This is a genomic window from Seongchinamella sediminis (assembly GCF_003457605.1).
Lineage (GTDB): Bacteria > Pseudomonadota > Gammaproteobacteria > Pseudomonadales > Halieaceae > Halioglobus > Halioglobus sediminis.
Genome location: NZ_QRAN01000023.1, coordinates 35,724 through 52,216, shown reverse-complemented (window position 1 = coordinate 52,216; position 16,493 = coordinate 35,724). Strand labels below are relative to the sequence as shown.

Sequence of the window (16,493 nt, the reverse complement as noted above, 5' to 3'; positions counted from 1 at the left end):
CGCACTTCCTGCCGAACTTGAAACCGACCAGGACCTGGCCGATCACATCACCCTGCTGGCCGGCCAGATCAATGCCGCCAACCACCGTCTGTTAAAGCTCATCGCGGAGTTTGACCGGCGCCAGGGCTGGAGTGGTGGTGGCACGCTGCGCTCCTGTGCCCACTGGTTGAACTGGAAATGCGGGATCGCCCTGGTTGCCGCCCGGGAAAAAGTGCGGGTAGCCCANTGGTTGCCGCCCGGGAAAAAGTGCGGGTAGCCCACTGCCTTGAAAACCTGCCGCAAATTGATGCTGCCTTCGCCGCCGGCGAGATCAGCTACTCCAAGGTCCGCGCCATGACCCGCGTGGCGACCCCGGAGAACGAGGATTACCTGCTCTATATTGCCCGCCAGGGCACCGCCAGCCATGTGGAACAGGTGGTGAAGAAATACCGCCGGGTATGCCAAAAACCGGATCAGCCTGTTGAGCAGGAGCAGGAAAACCAACGGGAACTGCTTTACTACCAGGGCGATGATGGTATGTGGATCATCCACGCAAAACTGCCCCCGGAAGCCGGCTCCCTGTTGGTAAAGGCCATCGAGGCGATAGCCTTGCCCGGGCAGCAGGCCGCGCAACAACAAGCCCAAAACGATTCCGCGGAATCGTTTTCACCCGCACAGTCGAAGGCAAAGACAGAGCAATTCCAGCACTTACTCAGCCACACTCGTGCGGACGCCCTGGTAGCCATGAGCGAACATTTCCTGGCGACTTACACCAGGGGTGGCGAGCAGCGGGGACTAACAGGCAGCGAGCGCTGCCAGGTGATGCTGCATGTGGATATCAACACCCTGCGGCAGCACAGCAAGGGGGCTGACTGCGCCCATGAGCACTGCCACCTCGATGATAAGACCTGGCTCTCCCCGGACACCGCCCGACGGCTGGCCTGTGATGCCAGCCTGCTTACCGTGCTGGAAGACGAAAATGGCGAGGTACTCAATATCGGCCGTCGCAGCCGCACGGTGCCTGCCCATATCGGCAGGGCATTGAAAGCGCGCGATAAAACCTGCCGTTTTCCAGGCTGCTGCGAATCTCGGTACGTTGATTTTCACCATATCCAGCACTGGGCCGATGGCGGTGAGACCAGTCTGGACAATTTGGTAACACTGTGTCGCTACCATCACCGGCAATTACACCGTGGCAGCTTCTCTATTAGTGCGAGTAAAACCAAGGGTAAAACTCAGATGACTTTCTTGAGGCCCTCAGGCGAGGAAATTGAAAGCAGCTTCTATCCACAGTTTCCCCACGATTCCGCGGAATCGTCTGCGCAGGCCTTGAGCAGCATCGCGCCCGCAGTCGATTCAGGCACTGCTGTCACCGGTTGGCGGGGAGAGAATTGCGATTACAGCATGGTGGTAGATGCCTTGCTATGGCGTGATGGAGGCAGTGCGGGCCATCATTCAAGTAACGCAGCGGTTCACTCCACGTAAATACAACCGGATTCCAGCAGGTAGTCCAGCCACTGCGCGCCCTGTGGATTACGGGTGGCTGACGCAAGTTGATCACCCGCTAGTAGCGCCTGCCGACAGAGCGCCGCCTGCAGGGACAGTAAATCGTCGCTGAAGCAGCGGCTGTCGCCATTGGCGAAGACTACCAGGGTGTTTTCTTCGTGCTGCCAGGCAAGCCTGGCCGCCGGGTTGAGGGAAACGCGCAGCGGTCCATCGGCAAGAATCGCCCTGGCTTCCGCCAACTCATCGTCATCGGGGAAGGGGGTGTAGCAGGGTTCGGTAACCAGTTCGCCAAACCAGTGATTGCTCACCGACTCATCCAGCGCAGCCTGTAGCTGTGCCGCCACGCGCTCGAGGTCCCGGGGTCGGATCTCGCCGGCGCGGGTCGCCGGTTCCAGGCCGGCATCGTGGTAGAACTGTTCCGGCTCCAACTGGGTCAGTAACTGGTCGGTGAACCGCGACACCAGCTCGCTGACCCTGGGGGCGCGAAAACCGATGGAGAAGGTGGTGCATTCACCCTGGGCGATACCCCAGTGGGCGGTGCCGGGGGGCACATAGAGAATATCCCCGGGACTGAGCAGGAATTCCGCTTGCTGGTCGAAGTTCGCCAGGATGCGCAACTCATCATGGGCCGCAAGCGGGCTGTCGTGGTCACAGTACTGGCCCAGTCGCCATAAGCGCTGTCCCTCGCCCTGGAGCAGGAATACATCGTAGTTATCGTAGTGAGGGCCGACGCTGCCGCCGTCGCTGGCATAGCTGACCATGACATCGTCGATACGCCAGCGGGGAATGAAATCCACCAGCTGTCGCAGTCGCGCCACCTCGGGAATATAGTGGTCAACGGCCTGCACCAGCAGGGTCCAGGGGCCATCGCGCTGGAAATCGGCCTCGCTGAAGGGGCCGTGACTCAACTGCCACTGGTCAGCCTGGCAGCTAATAATGCGCGACTCGATACCGTCTTCCATCGCCAGCCCCGCCAGCTCACCGGCAGCGATCGGGACACGGAAGTCGGGCAGGGCCTGCGGCATCAGCAGCGGCTTGCGCTGCCAGTGGCGGGCCAGAAACGCGTCCTTGTCGATCTGCAGTTCCTGGCCCATGCGCTTACTCCTGGCTGATATTCCTGGCCTGGCTTGCCGCGTTGCCGATATAGCTGGCGGGGGTCAGGGCCAGTAGCTCCTTTTTCGCCTGTTCCGGGATGGCCAGCTTGCTCACAAAGTCCTGGATCACGGCCTTGCTCATGTCCTGGCCACGGGTCAGTTCCTTGAGCTTCTCGTAGGGTTTTTCGATGCCGTGGCGGCGCATGACGGTCTGGATCGGCTCGGCCAGCACTTCCCAGCTGTTGTCCAGGTCCGCGGCCAGGCGCTCCTCGTTGAGCTGCAGCTTGCCGATACCCTTGAGGCTGGCCTGGTAGGCGATCAGGCTGTACCCCGCGCCCACGCCCATGTTGCGCAGCACGGTGGAATCGGTGAGGTCGCGCTGCCAGCGGCTGACCGGCAGTTTCGCCGCCAGGTGGGAAAACACCGCGTTGGCCAGACCGAGATTGCCTTCGGAGTTCTCGAAGTCGATCGGGTTGACCTTGTGCGGCATGGTGGATGAGCCCACCTCGCCAGCCACGGTTTTCTGTTTGAAGTAGCCCAGCGAGATATAGCCCCAGACATCGCGGTCAAAGTCCAGCAGGATGGTATTGAAGCGGGCAATGGCGTCGAAGAGTTCCGCCATGTAATCGTGGGGCTCGATCTGGGTGGTATAGGGGTTCCAGGTGAGGCCCAGGGAAGTGACAAAGGATTCGGCGTTGGCCTGCCAGTCGACGTCGGGGTAGGCACTCAGGTGGGCGTTGTAATTACCGATGGCGCCGTTGATCTTGCCCAGGTACTCCACCTGGTCAATCTGTTTGAGCTGGCGCCGCAGGCGGGCCACCACGTTGGCGATTTCCTTGCCCATGGTCGAGGGGCTGGCGGTCTGGCCGTGGGTACGCGACAGCATGGGTACCTCGGCCGCATCCACCGCGATGGCGGACAGCGCCTCGACGATGTTGTCCATTTCGGGGCGCAGCACCGTTTCCACACCGTCGCGCAGCATCAGTGCGTGGGACAGGTTGTTGATGTCCTCGGAGGTGCAGGCAAAGTGAACGAATTCGGCAATCGCTTCCAGCTCTTCGTTGCCGGCAAAGCGCTCCTTGATGAAGTATTCCACCGCCTTCACATCGTGGTTGGTGGTGGCTTCGATATCCTTGATTCGGCGGGCATCGACCACGGCGAACTCATCCGCGATCCGGTTGAGCAGTTGCCTGGCCGAGGGGGACAGGGCCGGCACCTCGGCGATGCCCGGGTGGTCCGCCAGGCACTGCAGCCAGCGTACTTCCACCAGCACCCGGCGCCTGATCAGCCCGTACTCGCTGAATACGTCACGCAGGGCAGCAGTCTTGCTGCCGTAGCGTCCGTCGATGGGGGAAACTGCGGTGAGTGCTGAGAGGTCCATGAATGCTTCCTGAGATGATCTGAGGGGGCGGATTTTACACCACGGGGAGGTTGCGCGACAGCTTCTGGCTGGTTTCCAGCATGCGTTTGCGCTCGAACAACAGCCGCCAGCGCCGGCCGCCCAGCTGGCGCCAGAGGAAGGCCGAGCGAATGCCGGCGAGAAGCAGGGCGCGGATGATGTCGGCATTGACCTTGTCCTGCAGGTGCTGGGCGCTGCCGCTGACTTTGATGCGGAAGCGCAGCTTGCTGAGCGTATCCTGGTAAATGCCGGACACGCTGTGGCAGACCTCGTTGACGTGGCCGGCGAAGTGCTCGGCCTTGAAACTGGTGTGCTCGAGGCGGGCGTGCACCACCGACATCATTTCACTGCTGGCGGCAAACTTGCGCTCCAGGTAGAGCATGTTGAACACGTAGCGCACGATCTCGCGATTCTCTTCCGCCTGGCGGCTGGCCAGTATGGCGCTGAGATTGTTCAGGCCGAGTTTCACTCCCGCCAGGTCGCCGTAGATGGCGGCCACGTCCGCCGGATCGAACTCGAACAGGCTGTGGATGCTCGGCTCGAGAAATTCAATCGGGTAGCTGCCGGTTCGCGATACCTGGTCCACCAGCCGCGCGGCCTGGGCCACACCGGCCAGGGCGATGGTTTGCTGTTCCAGGGAGGAAAATTCGTGGCTCATTCAGGCGGTCTGCTTTATGACGCCACCACCGAGGCAAAGGTCTCCCTGGTAGAAGACCACGGATTGCCCGGGGGTTACAGCGCGTTGCGGTTGTTCGAAAGTCACCCTGTAGCCGTCAGCGATGCGGCTGACGGTGCAGGCCTGGTCCTGCTGGCGATAGCGGACCTTGGCCTTGCAGGCCAGCGGCAGGGCGGGTGGCTCGCCGGCGATCCAGTAGATCTCACCGGTACTCAGTTCACGCTTGAACAGGGCGGGGTGGTCATTGCCCTGGGCGACCAGCAGGACATTGTTGCCGAGGTCTTTATCCACCACATACCAGGGCGCATCCGGGTGATTGGCCAGGCCGCCGATACCCAGGCCCTGGCGCTGGCCAATAGTGTGATACATCAGGCCCTGATGCCGGCCCAGGTACTCACCGTCGAGGCTGTGGATTTCACCGGGCTGGGCGGGCAGGTACTGCTGGAGAAAGTCGCTGAAGCGGCGCTCGCCGATAAAGCAGATTCCGGTGGAGTCCTTCTTCTTCGCGGTGGCCAGCTGGTACTCTTCCGCCAGGGCGCGTACGTCGGGCTTGGCAATGTCGCCGACCGGGAACAGGGTCTTTTCCAGTTCCCGGTGGCCGACGGCGTGCAGGAAGTAACTCTGGTCCTTGTTCGCATCCAGGCCCTTGCGCAGCGTGGCCTTGCCGTCGCACTCTCCCCGGCGGGTGTAGTGGCCGGTGGCGATCAGGTCGGCGCCCAGCACCAGGGCATAGTCGAGAAAGGCCTTGAACTTGATTTCCCGGTTGCAGAGGATGTCCGGGTTGGGCGTGCGTCCGGCGCGGTATTCTTCCAGGAAGTGCTCGAACACGTTGTCCCAGTACTCGGCGGCAAAGTTGGCGCCGTGCAGGGTGATGCCCAGCTTGTCGGCGACCGCCTGGGCGTCAGCGAAGTCCTCTTTGGCGGTGCAGTACTCGGTGCCGTCGTCCTCTTCCCAGTTTTTCATGAACAGGCCTTCCACGGTATAGCCCTGCTCCTTCAGCAGCAGGGCAGATACCGAGGAGTCGACACCGCCGGACATGCCGACGATGACTTTTTTAGCAGCGTTCAGGCTCATCGATGTAGATCAGTTCCAGGGGATAGCAGTGGCCCCGGCGATACTGCTCTATGGTGGGCAGTACCAGGGGGCTGCGCATTCTAGCAGAGTTGGCCAGGATGTCATCGTAGCTCATCCAGTGCACGGCATGTATATCGGGGTCCAGCGCGGTATTTTCAAGCGGGCCCAGCGGCCGGGCGGCAAAACTGGTGCGGTAGTAGGTAATGCCGTTGGGCGCGGTCGCCAGCGACACCCCGACCACTCCGGTCAGGGCGACGTCCCAGCCGGTTTCTTCCCGGGTTTCGCGCCGAGCGGCGTCGACCAGGCGCTCGCCGGGATCCAGGTGACCGGCGGGCTGGTTGAATACCAGTCCGCCGGCGAGGGCATCGTGTTCCTCTACCATCAGGTAGCGGCCGTCTTGCTCGACCACGGTCGCCACGGTAACGTGGGGTGGCCAGCTGCCGGTTGTAGTCATCTGCGTTTCCTCTGGTGGCGTTTGTTGGCCGCGCCGGCTGGCCGGGTAGCCAGGTGCACCTGCTCAAGGCGGTGTTCACCCGGGTCGAGTCCGGCCAGCGACCAGTCGCCGATCCGGGTGCGCACCAGGCGCAGGGTGGGTAAACCCACTGCCGCCGTCATGCGCCGGACCTGCCGGTTGCGACCCTCGCGAATGGATAGCTCCAGCCAGCTGTCGGGCACCGACTTTCGTTCCCGCACGGGAGGGTTACGCGGCCACAGTACCGGTGGTTCAACCCTGCTTGCACGGGCGGGCAGGGTGGGGCCGTCCTTCAGCTCGACGCCCGCAGCCAGCGCGCCCAGGGCGGTTTCATCGATATCGCCCTCTACCTGCACCAGGTAGGTTTTCCACAGCTTGTGACGGGGATTGGCGATCTGCTGCTGCAGCCGGCCGTTGTCGGTGAGCAGCAGCAGGCCCTCACTGTCGTAGTCCAGGCGCCCGGCAGCCCGGTAACCCGGCAGCTGCAGGTAGTCGGCCAGGGTGCGGCGTCCGTCAGGGTCACTGAACTGGCTCAGCACCTGAAACGGCTTGTTGAAAAGAACGATGCTGGCCACGGGGTGGTGGGTTCCTTGTTGGTTGCCGGCACTGCCGTGCTTGACCGGCAGAAGTTGCCGCAGTATCTGCTATACTTCTGCCGCCTTTGCGGGTGTCCCGGAGATGCCCCGGTCAATCCAAGAACCCAGCAGCAGTGGAGTACAAGTATGGGCTACAAGCATATTCAGGTCCCCTCCGAGGGCGAAAAAATCAGCGTCAATGGGGACCACAGCCTGAACGTCCCTGACAATCCTATCATCCCCTACATCGAAGGTGACGGGATCGGCGTGGATATCAGCCCGGTGATGATCGACGTGGTCAACGCCGCGGTGGAAAAAGCCTACAACGGGCAGAAGAAAATCTCCTGGATGGAAATCTACACCGGCGAGAAAGCCGCTGAGCTCTATGACGGCGACTGGTTCCCGGAGGAAACCCTGGAGGCCATCAAGGCCTATTCAGTGGCAATCAAGGGGCCCCTGACCACGCCGGTGGGCGGCGGCTTCCGCTCCCTCAACGTGGCCCTGCGCCAGGAGCTGGACCTCTATACCTGCCTGCGCCCGGTGCGCTGGTTCGAGGGTGTGCCTTCGCCGGTGAAAGACCCCGGCGCCTGCAACATGGTGATCTTCCGCGAAAATTCCGAGGACATATACGCCGGTATCGAGTACCAGGCGGGCTCCGCCGAAGCGCAGAAAGTGGTGGATTTCATTATCAACGAAATGGGTGCCACCAAAATCCGCTTTCCGCAAAATGTCGGCATCGGTATCAAGCCGGTGTCGGAAGAGGGTACCAAGCGCCTGGTGCGCAAGGCCATCCAGTACGCCATCGACCAGGACCTGCCCTCCGTCACCCTGGTGCACAAGGGCAATATCATGAAATTCACCGAGGGCGCATTCCGCGACTGGGGTTATGAACTGGCCCAGGAGGAATTCGGCGGCCGCCTGCTGGACGGCGGCCCCTGGGTGACCCTGAACAACCCCAACACCGGCCGCGAGATCGTGGTCAAGGACGTGATCGCCGACGCCATGCTGCAGCAGGTGCTGACCCGGCCGAAAGAATACAGCGTGGTCGCCACCCTGAACCTCAACGGCGACTACCTGTCGGATGCGCTGGCCGCCCAGGTTGGCGGCATTGGTATCGCCCCGGGCGCCAACCTGTCGGACACCATCGCCCTGTTTGAAGCCACCCACGGTACCGCGCCCAAGTACGCGGGCCAGGACAAGGTCAACCCGGGTTCGCTCATACTCTCAGCGGAAATGATGCTGCGCCACCTGGGCTGGAACGAGGCCGCGGACCTGATCATCAACGGCATGAACGGCGCGATCCAGGCCGGTACGGTCACCTATGACTTCGAGCGACTGATGGAGGGGGCGACCCTGCTCAGCTGCTCCGAGTTCGGGCAGGCCATCGTCAAGTCCATGTAGTACCGCTACTGCAGGCTGCCGCGAAAGGCTCACAGGCAACTGTGGGCCTTTTTTCTCGGTAACTGAGTGCCCTGATGCGCTGAAACAGTGAACAGATTAGCGGCAATACCACTACAAACGCAGCGGCTTTGTCCAGTTTGCGGCCCCTTGAAAACACGAGTATTGTATCCATATACAGCAGTCAACAGGCACAGAGACAAGAGTGGTAGCGTGGAGTACATCCATACACACAGCAACATGCGTATGAGTAAAGAGGAGCATGACTCGGACAGCGGGCTGGCCCTGCAGGAGAGCAAACCCGAGCTGAAGCGGCCGCCGCTGTTCAAGGTTGTGCTGATAAACGACGACTACACGCCGATGGAGTTCGTGGTGGAAGTGCTGGAAACCTTCTTCCGCATGAACCGCGAACAGGCGACGCACGTCATGTTGACCGTGCATACCCAGGGAAAGGGGGTCTGTGGCATTTTTACCCGTGATATCGCCGAGACCAAGGCGGCACAGGTAAACCAGTACGCGAGGGAGAACGAACACCCGCTGCTGTGTGAAATCGAGGCATCAGAGGGCTAGCGCCCGGGAGTGGTATATGCTGAGTAATGATCTGGAACAGTCCCTGAACGACGCCTTCCGCGGCGCCAGGGCCAAGCGCCATGAGTTCATGACGGTCGAGCACCTGTTGCTGGCGCTGCTGGACAACAACGACGCGATCCGGGTGCTCAAGGCCTGTGGCGCCGATATCAGCGGCCTGCGCGGCGACCTGGTTGAGTTCGTCGATGCCACCACTCCCCTGATTCCAGAAGACGAGGAGGACCGGGACACCCAGCCCACGCTCGGTTTCCAGCGCGTGCTGCAGCGGGCGGTGTTCCATGTGCAGTCCTCGGGCAAGAGCGAGGTAACCGGCGCCAACGTCCTGGTAGCCATCTTCAGCGAATCCGAAAGCCAGGCCGTATTCTTCCTCAAGACCCAGAATATTGCCCGCCTGGACGTGGTGAATTACATCACCCACGGTATTTCCAAGGTGTCTGGTGACGGCGATGCCAGCGCCCCCGATCCAGCGGTTGACAGCGACGGCAACGTAGCCGAAGAAGGGGAGGCCAACCCCCTGGACAGCTACTCCACCAACCTCAACAAGGAGGCGGCGGAGGGCCATATTGACCCGCTGATCGGCCGGGTGCCGGAGGTGGAGCGGGTGGCGCAGATACTCGCCCGGCGGCGCAAGAACAACCCCCTGCTGGTCGGAGAATCCGGGGTTGGCAAGACGGCCATTGTCGAGGGCCTGGCCAAGAAGATCGTCGACGGCGATGTGCCGGACCTGCTCAAGGACGCTGTCGTTTACTCGCTGGACCTGGGCTCGCTGCTGGCGGGCACCAAGTACCGCGGCGATTTCGAGAAGCGCTTCAAGGGGCTGCTGGCGGAGTTGAAGAAGCGCGAGCATGCCATCCTGTTTATCGACGAGGTGCACACCATTATCGGCGCCGGCGCCGCCTCCGGCGGAGTAATGGACGCCAGCAACCTGCTCAAGCCGCTGCTCAGCTCCGGCAAGCTGCGCTGCGTCGGTTCCACCACCTTCCAGGAATACCGGGGCATCTTCGACAAGGACAAGGCCCTCAGTCGCCGCTTCCAGAAGATTGACGTGCTCGAGCCGAGCCCGGAAGATGCCTACAAAATCCTCAAGGGGCTCAAGCCGCGCTTCGAGGAGCACCACGGGCTGCGCTACACCGACAAGGCCCTCAAGGTGGCGACCGATCTCTCGGCGCGTTACATCACCGATCGTTTCCTGCCCGACAAGGCCATCGACGTGATCGACGAGGCCGGGGCCTACCAGCAGTTGCAGCCCCCCTCCAAGCGCAAGAAAGTCATCGGCGTGGGGGATATCGAATCGGTGATCGCCAAGATCGCCCGGATTCCCCCGAAAACGGTCAGCACCGATGACAAGGAGACCCTGCAAAAACTGGAGTCCAACCTGCAGATGGTGGTGTTCGGCCAGGGCCAGGCCATCAGCAGCCTGGCGACCTCAATCAAGCTCGCCCGCGCCGGCCTCAAGGCCGCCGACAAGCCGATTGGCTCGTTCCTGTTGGCCGGCCCCACCGGGGTCGGCAAGACCGAGGTAACCCGGCAACTGGCCATGCAGCTGGGGCTGGAGCTGATTCGTTTCGACATGTCCGAGTACATGGAGCGGCACACCGTGTCACGGCTGATCGGCGCGCCGCCCGGTTATGTCGGCTTCGACCAGGGCGGGCTGCTCACCGATGCGGTGACCAAGCACCCGCACGCGGTGGTCCTGCTCGACGAGATCGAGAAGGCGCACCCGGAAGTGTTCAACCTGCTGCTGCAGGTGATGGACCACGGCACCCTGACCGACAACAACGGCCGCAAGGCGGATTTCCGCAATGTCATCCTGGTGATGACCACCAATGCCGGCGCCGAGAGCATCAGCCGCCGTACCATCGGCTTTACCCGCCAGGACCACAGCACTGACGGCATGGAGGCCATCAACCGGATGTTCACCCCCGAGTTCCGCAACCGGCTGGACAGCATCGTCCAGTTCGAGCCGCTGGGCGAGGATGTGATTCTCACGGTGGTCGACAAGTTCCTGACCGAACTTCAGGGCCAGCTGGACGAGAAGCGGGTGACCATCGACGTGGACGAGGACGCCCGCCTGTGGCTGGTGGAGAAAGGTTACGACCAGCACATGGGCGCCCGGCCCATGGAGCGCATCATCCAGGAACACATCAAGAAGCCGCTGGCGGAACTGGTACTGTTCGGCGACCTGGCCCGTTCCGGGGGCACCGCGCTGGTGCGGCTCAACAAGGCCGACGACAGGCTGGAAGTGCGGGTCGAGGAAGAGGAGGTCGCCCTGGAAGAGGACTAGCGAGCGCTGTATTAGCGCTCGCGGTAGGTGATGCGGCCCTTGCTCAGGTCGTAGGGAGTCAGTTCAACGCGCACCTTGTCGCCCGTGAGAATGCGAATGTAGTTCTTGCGCATCTTGCCCGAGATGTGGGCGGTCACAATGTGGCCATTTTCCAGCTCAACGCGGAAAGTAGTGTTGGGCAGGGTGTCGATCACCTCGCCTTCCATTTCGATCTGGTCTTCTTTCGCCATGTGGCGGCTTTCCTCGGTATAAAAACAGGGGCGCATTTTGCCTGAAACGGCAAGCTGTTTCTAGCTTATTTGCTGTTAATTCTGAGCTCTTTGCGGCACACTCCAGCCCCCGCTAGTTGCGCTCGGGGTACGCTACAAGCACTTCCCTGTGCGCTCGGCTTCGCACATCCATGTGCTCAGACGCCCCCGATCACAACTAGCGGCGCCTGAAGCTCTCAGAGTTCTCGGATTTACTAAAGTAACGTCGTCCAGCGGCCGTTGATGTAGACTTCCAGGGGGCGGTACTCGGACTTGTAGGCCATTTTGCGGCAGTTCTTGATCCAGTAACCCAGGTAGAGGTAGTCCAGGCCCTGTTCCCGGGCCTTTTCCACCTGCCAGAGAATGGCGTAGCGGCCCAGGCTCCGTTTCTCGGCATCGGGGTCGAAGAAGGTGTAGATGGCGGACAGGCCGTCGAGTAATTCATCCACGACCGAGATGGCGGTGAGCCTGCCGTCATCGTAGAAGCGGAAGTAGCGGGTGCACTCCCAGGCATTGTCGAGAAAGGACAGGTACTGCTCCCGGTCCGGCGGGTACATGTCGCCATCGGCGTGGCGTTGCTCGATATAGCGCCGGTACAGGTCGAAGGCGGCCTCATCGCGGATATCCTCGGTTTGCTCCACCTCCAGGTCCTTGTTGCGGCCGCTGGTTCGGCGCTGGGCGCGGTTGGGAGCAAAATCAGCTACTGGAATGCGGGCGGGGATGCAGGCATCGCAGCCGTTGCAGTGCGGGCGGTACAGGTGGTTGCCGCTGCGCCTGAAGCCCAGCACCGACAGGTTGCTGTACAGGCTCTGGTCCACCTCCTGGCGCGGATCGACAAACAGGGTGGTGGCCTCCCGTTCATCCAGGTAGCTGCAGCTGTGGGGGTAGGTCGTATAGACCTTGAGGTCCCGCAGTGAAGAGGTCACAACAAATCTCCGCAAGTCTCCGGCAGTTGCCAGACACTGTTATCGTGGGCGACGTCTATAGTTTGGGCAAGCAAGGCCTCGAAGTCCAGTCGGCTGATATTGCGGGCGCCCAGGGAGTTGAGGTGGTCGCTCTCCACCTGGCAGTCGATGGCCCGGAATCCGCCGCGTTTGAGGATATCGACCAGGGCCGCGAGGGCAACCTTGGAGGCGTCGCGCTCCTCGCTGAACATGGATTCGCCGAAATACATGCGCCCGATAGCGATGCCGTAAAGCCCGCCCACCAGTTCCCCGGCCTCGTTGAGCACCTCCACCGAGTGGGCATGGCCGATATGGTACAGGTCACAGTAGGCGGCGAGCATATCGTCGCCTATCCAGGTGCCGAGCCCGTCGCCGCGCAGCTGGGCGCAGTGGCGCATCACCGCCTCGAAGCGCTGGTCCACCGCCAGCCGGAAGCGATTCCTGCGCAGGGTCTTGCGCAGCGAGCGGGAGACGTGCAGCTCCCCGGGGAACAATATCGACCGCGGGTCCGGGGTCCACCACAGCACCGGCTGGGGCTCCTCGTACCAGGGGAAAATACCCCGCCGGTAGGCGTCGAGCAGGCGTGCCGGGGAGAGATCGCCACCCACCGCCAGCAGCCCGTTGGGGTAATCCAGGGCTTCGCTGGTGGGCGGGAAGGCATCCCCCGTGTGTAGCTGTTGAATCGCGCGCATGGGCTTATTAAACCAGGTAGGGGGCCCGGCGAACGCCGGGATCTATCCGCGAAGGTGCTGCACCCTAGAGATTGTCCAGGTATTTTTCCGCATCCAGCGCCGCCATGCAGCCGAAGCCGGCGGAGGTCACCGCCTGGCGATAGATATGGTCGCCCACGTCGCCGGCGGCGAATACGCCCGGCGCGCTGGTGCTGGTAGCATTGCCATCCAGGCCGCTCTTGATGATGATATAGCCGTCCTTCATCTCCAGCTGGCCGGCAAACATGTCGGTGTTGGGCTTGTGGCCGATGGCGATAAAGACGCCAGCGAGGTCGATTTCCGAGGCGCTATCGTCCTTGACGTGCTTGATACGCATGCCGGTCACTCCGCTGTCATCGCCCAGCACCTCGTCCAGTACGTGGTCCCACAGGATAGTGACCTTGCCTTCCTTTTCGCGGGCAAACAGCCGGTCCTGCAGTACTTTCTCCGCCCGCAGGGCATCGCGACGGTGCACCAGGGTCACATGTTCGGCGATGTTGGCCAGGTACAGGGCCTCCTCAACGGCGGTGTTGCCGCCGCCGATGACTGCGACCTTTTTGTTGCGGTAGAAGAAACCGTCGCAGGTAGCGCAGGCGCTGACGCCCTTGCCCATGAACGCCTCTTCCGAGGGCAGCCCAAGATACTGTGCCGAGGCGCCGGTGGCGATGATCAGGGCATCGCAGGTGTAGCTGCCGGTACCCTTGAGCAGCATGGGGCGGGCGTTCACGTCTACCTCGTCGATGTGATCGAAGACGATCTCGGTGTCGAAGCGCTCCACGTGCTGCTGCATATTCTGCATCAGTTCGGGGCCCTGGAGTTCAGCGTGGCCGCCGGGCCAGTTCTCCACCTCGGTGGTGGTGGTCAGCTGGCCGCCCTGCTGCATGCCGGTAATGACCACCGGGTTCAGGTTGGCGCGGGCGGCATAGACCGCCGCCGTGTAGCCGGCTGGTCCGCTGCCGAGAATAATCAGGGGGATGTGACGTGCTTCACTCATCGAATTGGCTTCCTTGGTTGGGTCGGCGGCCGTGGCCGGGCGAAAACGGATATACTGTGCTCTCTATTGGGGCCGACTATGGTACTTTAAAGGGGAAAATCCGACAAAGGTTCGGAAAATTCTAAATAATAGCCATAAGTCTTTGAAAAAGAAGCAGAATGGGCGACAATTGCCCCTGGCTATGAGGCCGATAGCAGGCCTTGCACAGGGGATAGCGGGAAAGGGCAGTAACAAGCGTGCCAGACACAACCAATACCGAATCATTCATGGGTCCGCGGCTGCGTGAGGGCGCCTTTATCGGCGTCAGCGCAATCTGCCTGTACCTGCTGCTGGCGCTGTTGACCTACAGCCCGCGGGATCCCGGCTGGTCCGCCAGCGGCACCGGCGGCAGCATTGCCAATCTGGGCGGCCCCACTGGCGCCTGGCTGGCCGACGTGTTTTTCTCCCTGGTCGGCTACGCCGCCTACCTGTTTCCCATCCTGCTGGCCTACCGCGCGGTGGTGATCCTGGTCGAGCGCAGGGAAGAAAAGCCTTTTGACTGGCTCACCTTCGGCATCCGTACCCTGGGCCTGGTGCTGGTGATGATCGCCGGCACTGCACTGGCGGCCATGAACGATACCGGCACCACCGCGCTGCCCCAGGGGGCCGGCGGCATTCTCGGCCAGGCTATTGGCAGCTCTTTCACCCTCGCCTTCAGCGCCGTGGGCAGCCGGCTTATCCTGCTGGCGGTATTCCTCTTCGGCATGACCATTTTTACCGATCTCAGCTGGCTCAAGCTGATGGACCGGCTCGGCTCCTGGGCGCTGCGGGGCTTTGAGCGCTCCCGCGCCTGGGTGATCAGGACCGTGGACGATTTCCGCGCCAGGCGGGAGCGGGACAGGGCGGTGGAGGCCCGCAAAGTGGTCATCGAGCAGCATGTCGAGAAGGAGAAAAAGCGCAAGCCGCCGAAAATCAAGCCGCTCAAGCCGAAGGCGGAAACGTCCGAGCGGGTGGAAAAGGAAAAGCAGCAGCCGCTGTTCGATGCCCCCACCACCGGCGAACTGCCGCACCTGGATTTGCTGGATGCCGAGGTCAAGGATCCCAACAAGGGCTTCTCCAAGGAAAACCTGGAGGCGATGTCGAAGCTGCTGGAGCTGAAACTGGCGGACTTCGGGGTCACCGCCGAGGTGACCGCGGTTTATCCGGGGCCGGTCATCACCCGCTTTGAGATCCAGCCCGCACCGGGGGTAAAGGTGTCGCGCATTTCCAACCTCGCCAAGGACCTGGCGCGCTCGCTGGCGGTGATTTCGGTGCGGGTAGTGGAAGTGATACCCGGCAAGTCGGTGGTAGGTATCGAGATTCCCAACGAGGACAGGGAAATCGTCAACTTCCGGGAAGTGCTGGCCTCCCGGGCCTTTGACCAGTCCAAGTCACCCCTGACCCTGGCCCTGGGCCACGATATCTCTGGCCAGCCGGTGTGCGCCGACCTGGCCAAAATGCCCCACCTGCTGGTCGCCGGCACCACTGGTTCCGGCAAGTCGGTGGGGGTGAACGCCATGCTGCTGAGCCTGCTGTACAAGTCAGGTCCGGAGGATGTGCGCATGATCCTGGTGGACCCGAAAATGCTGGAGTTGTCGGTCTACGATGGCATTCCCCACCTGCTGACCCCGGTCATCACCGACATGAAGGATGCCGCCAATGGCCTGCGCTGGTGCGTGGCGGAGATGGAACGGCGTTACAAGCTGATGGCCGCCCTCGGTGTGCGCAACCTCGGCGGCTACAACCGCAAGGTCCAGGACGCGACCAGGGCCGGTACGCCGATCGCCGACCCCCTGTGGACCCCGGATCCAATTTTTGCCGAAACCGACGAGGAGCAGACACCGCCGAACCTGGAGCGGTTGCCCTCGATCGTCGTGGTCATCGATGAGTTTGCCGACATGATGATGATTGTCGGCAAAAAGGTGGAGGAGTTGATTGCCCGTATCGCCCAGAAGGCGCGGGCGGCGGGGATCCACCTCATCCTGGCGACCCAGCGCCCCTCGGTGGATGTCATCACCGGCCTGATCAAGGCCAACGTACCCACCCGCATCGCCTTCCAGGTTTCCTCCAAGGTGGATTCCCGCACCATTCTGGACCAGGGCGGCGCCGAGCAGCTGCTGGGACACGGCGACATGCTGTACCTGCCGCCGGGCTCAGGGGTGCCCAACCGGGTGCACGGCGCCTTCTGTTCCGACGAGGAGGTGCACCGGGTGGTCGCCGACTGGAAGCGTCGCGGCGAGCCCCTGTACATCGATGGCCTGCTGGACGAGGGTGGGCAGACGCCGGTTACCGCCGGGGAACTCCAGGCCAGTGGCGGTGACGAAGATGATGAGAGCGATGCGCTCTACGATGAAGCGGTGCACTACGTGACCCAGAGCCGCAGGGCGTCCATTTCCAGCGTGCAGCGCAAGTTGCGCATCGGCTACAACCGCGCCGCCAGGCTGATCGAGGCCATGGAAGCCGCGGGCGTGGTCAGCGAAATGGGCAGTAACGGGCAGCGCGAGGTGCTGGCGCCCCCACCAGTGGAAGATTGA

Annotated in this window: 15 protein-coding genes; 5 read left to right on the top strand and 10 right to left on the bottom strand. The window is 62.2% G+C overall.

All coding sequences use genetic code 11. The annotated features are described in order from the left end of the window. The first annotated feature begins 246 nt into the window (after positions 1-246). Positions 247-1,464, top strand: a complete 1,218-nt coding sequence (locus tag DWB85_RS16990) for an HNH endonuclease signature motif containing protein (protein WP_162846176.1) — start codon at positions 247-249, stop codon at positions 1,462-1,464. Here DWB85_RS16990 and DWB85_RS16985 read toward each other — a convergent pair. Genes DWB85_RS16985 through DWB85_RS16960 form a run of 6 tightly spaced genes read right to left on the bottom strand, consistent with a single transcriptional unit; the run spans position 1,452 to position 6,775 of the window. Next, positions 1,452-2,579, bottom strand: a complete 1,128-nt coding sequence (locus tag DWB85_RS16985) for a cupin domain-containing protein (protein WP_117956941.1) — start codon at positions 2,577-2,579, stop codon at positions 1,452-1,454. The genes DWB85_RS16990 and DWB85_RS16985 overlap by 13 nt on opposite strands. 4 nt (positions 2,580-2,583) lie before the next feature. Continuing rightward, positions 2,584-3,960 (bottom strand): adenylosuccinate lyase, encoded by a 1,377-nt coding sequence (gene purB, locus DWB85_RS16980; protein WP_117956939.1) that lies wholly within the window; start codon positions 3,958-3,960, stop codon positions 2,584-2,586. A 34-nt stretch (positions 3,961-3,994) separates the two neighbouring features. After that, complete coding sequence (gene hflD, locus DWB85_RS16975; RefSeq protein ID WP_117956937.1) at positions 3,995-4,636, bottom strand: high frequency lysogenization protein HflD; 642 nt, start codon at positions 4,634-4,636, stop codon at positions 3,995-3,997. After that, the gene (gene mnmA, locus DWB85_RS16970) at positions 4,637-5,728 is read right to left on the bottom strand and encodes a tRNA 2-thiouridine(34) synthase MnmA (RefSeq protein WP_117956935.1); all 1,092 of its coding nucleotides are present in this window, start codon (positions 5,726-5,728) and stop codon (positions 4,637-4,639) included. It lies immediately after the preceding gene. Further along, a complete protein-coding gene (locus DWB85_RS16965) occupies positions 5,709-6,182 on the bottom strand; it encodes an NUDIX hydrolase (protein WP_117956933.1) in 474 nt (157 codons plus the stop codon). Before DWB85_RS16965 ends, mnmA begins: the two co-directional genes overlap by 20 nt. After that, a complete protein-coding gene (locus tag DWB85_RS16960) occupies positions 6,179-6,775 on the bottom strand; it encodes a pseudouridine synthase (RefSeq protein WP_117956931.1) in 597 nt (198 codons plus the stop codon). The genes DWB85_RS16965 and DWB85_RS16960 overlap by 4 nt, the downstream gene beginning before the upstream one ends. A 147-nt stretch (positions 6,776-6,922) precedes the next feature. On the opposite strand from DWB85_RS16960, the gene icd reads away from it, so the two are divergent. The 3 genes from icd (at position 6,923) to clpA (ending at position 11,045) form a co-directional block, all read left to right on the top strand. After that, on the top strand, positions 6,923-8,176 hold the full coding sequence (gene icd, locus DWB85_RS16955) for an NADP-dependent isocitrate dehydrogenase (RefSeq protein ID WP_117956930.1): 1,254 nt from the start codon (positions 6,923-6,925) through the stop codon (positions 8,174-8,176). Between the two features lie 243 nt (positions 8,177-8,419). Continuing rightward, positions 8,420-8,743: an ATP-dependent Clp protease adapter ClpS gene (gene clpS / locus DWB85_RS16950; protein WP_117956928.1), complete on the top strand. Its 324-nt coding sequence runs from the start codon at positions 8,420-8,422 to the stop codon at positions 8,741-8,743. A gap of 16 nt (positions 8,744-8,759) precedes the next feature. Then, positions 8,760-11,045, top strand: coding sequence for an ATP-dependent Clp protease ATP-binding subunit ClpA (gene clpA, locus DWB85_RS16945; protein ID WP_117956926.1), 2,286 nt, complete (start codon positions 8,760-8,762; stop codon positions 11,043-11,045). Between the two features lie 11 nt (positions 11,046-11,056). On the opposite strand, the gene infA is transcribed toward clpA, so the two are convergent. The 4 genes from infA to trxB form a co-directional block, all read right to left on the bottom strand. Further along, complete coding sequence (gene infA, locus DWB85_RS16940; RefSeq protein ID WP_117956954.1) at positions 11,057-11,275, bottom strand: translation initiation factor IF-1; 219 nt, start codon at positions 11,273-11,275, stop codon at positions 11,057-11,059. A 233-nt stretch (positions 11,276-11,508) separates the two neighbouring features. Beyond that, positions 11,509-12,219: an arginyltransferase gene (locus DWB85_RS16935; RefSeq protein WP_117956924.1), complete on the bottom strand. Its 711-nt coding sequence runs from the start codon at positions 12,217-12,219 to the stop codon at positions 11,509-11,511. Then, the gene (aat, locus tag DWB85_RS16930; protein WP_117956922.1) at positions 12,216-12,929 is read right to left on the bottom strand and encodes a leucyl/phenylalanyl-tRNA--protein transferase; all 714 of its coding nucleotides are present in this window, start codon (positions 12,927-12,929) and stop codon (positions 12,216-12,218) included. The genes DWB85_RS16935 and aat overlap by 4 nt, the downstream gene beginning before the upstream one ends. A gap of 64 nt (positions 12,930-12,993) precedes the next feature. Further along, the gene (gene trxB / locus DWB85_RS16925; RefSeq protein ID WP_117956920.1) at positions 12,994-13,941 is read right to left on the bottom strand and encodes a thioredoxin-disulfide reductase; all 948 of its coding nucleotides are present in this window, start codon (positions 13,939-13,941) and stop codon (positions 12,994-12,996) included. 266 nt (positions 13,942-14,207) lie between these two features. Between trxB and DWB85_RS16920 the strand changes: the two genes are divergently transcribed. Further along, positions 14,208-16,493 (top strand): DNA translocase FtsK, encoded by a 2,286-nt coding sequence (locus DWB85_RS16920; RefSeq protein WP_117956952.1) that lies wholly within the window; start codon positions 14,208-14,210, stop codon positions 16,491-16,493.

Coding starts and splice junctions, on each gene's coding strand:
- hflD (WP_117956937.1), bottom strand. CDS start 4,636: ATGAGCCACGAATTTTCCTCCCTGGAACAGCAAACCATCGCCCTGGCC.
- DWB85_RS16920 (WP_117956952.1), top strand. CDS start 14,208: ATGGGTCCGCGGCTGCGTGAGGGCGCCTTTATCGGCGTCAGCGCAATC.
- icd (WP_117956930.1), top strand. CDS start 6,923: ATGGGCTACAAGCATATTCAGGTCCCCTCCGAGGGCGAAAAAATCAGC.
- clpA (WP_117956926.1), top strand. CDS start 8,760: ATGCTGAGTAATGATCTGGAACAGTCCCTGAACGACGCCTTCCGCGGC.
- mnmA (WP_117956935.1), bottom strand. CDS start 5,728: ATGAGCCTGAACGCTGCTAAAAAAGTCATCGTCGGCATGTCCGGCGGT.
- trxB (WP_117956920.1), bottom strand. CDS start 13,941: ATGAGTGAAGCACGTCACATCCCCCTGATTATTCTCGGCAGCGGACCA.
- purB (WP_117956939.1), bottom strand. CDS start 3,960: ATGGACCTCTCAGCACTCACCGCAGTTTCCCCCATCGACGGACGCTAC.
- aat (WP_117956922.1), bottom strand. CDS start 12,929: ATGCGCGCGATTCAACAGCTACACACGGGGGATGCCTTCCCGCCCACC.
- clpS (WP_117956928.1), top strand. CDS start 8,420: ATGAGTAAAGAGGAGCATGACTCGGACAGCGGGCTGGCCCTGCAGGAG.
- DWB85_RS16985 (WP_117956941.1), bottom strand. CDS start 2,579: ATGGGCCAGGAACTGCAGATCGACAAGGACGCGTTTCTGGCCCGCCAC.
- DWB85_RS16965 (WP_117956933.1), bottom strand. CDS start 6,182: ATGACTACAACCGGCAGCTGGCCACCCCACGTTACCGTGGCGACCGTG.
- infA (WP_117956954.1), bottom strand. CDS start 11,275: ATGGCGAAAGAAGACCAGATCGAAATGGAAGGCGAGGTGATCGACACC.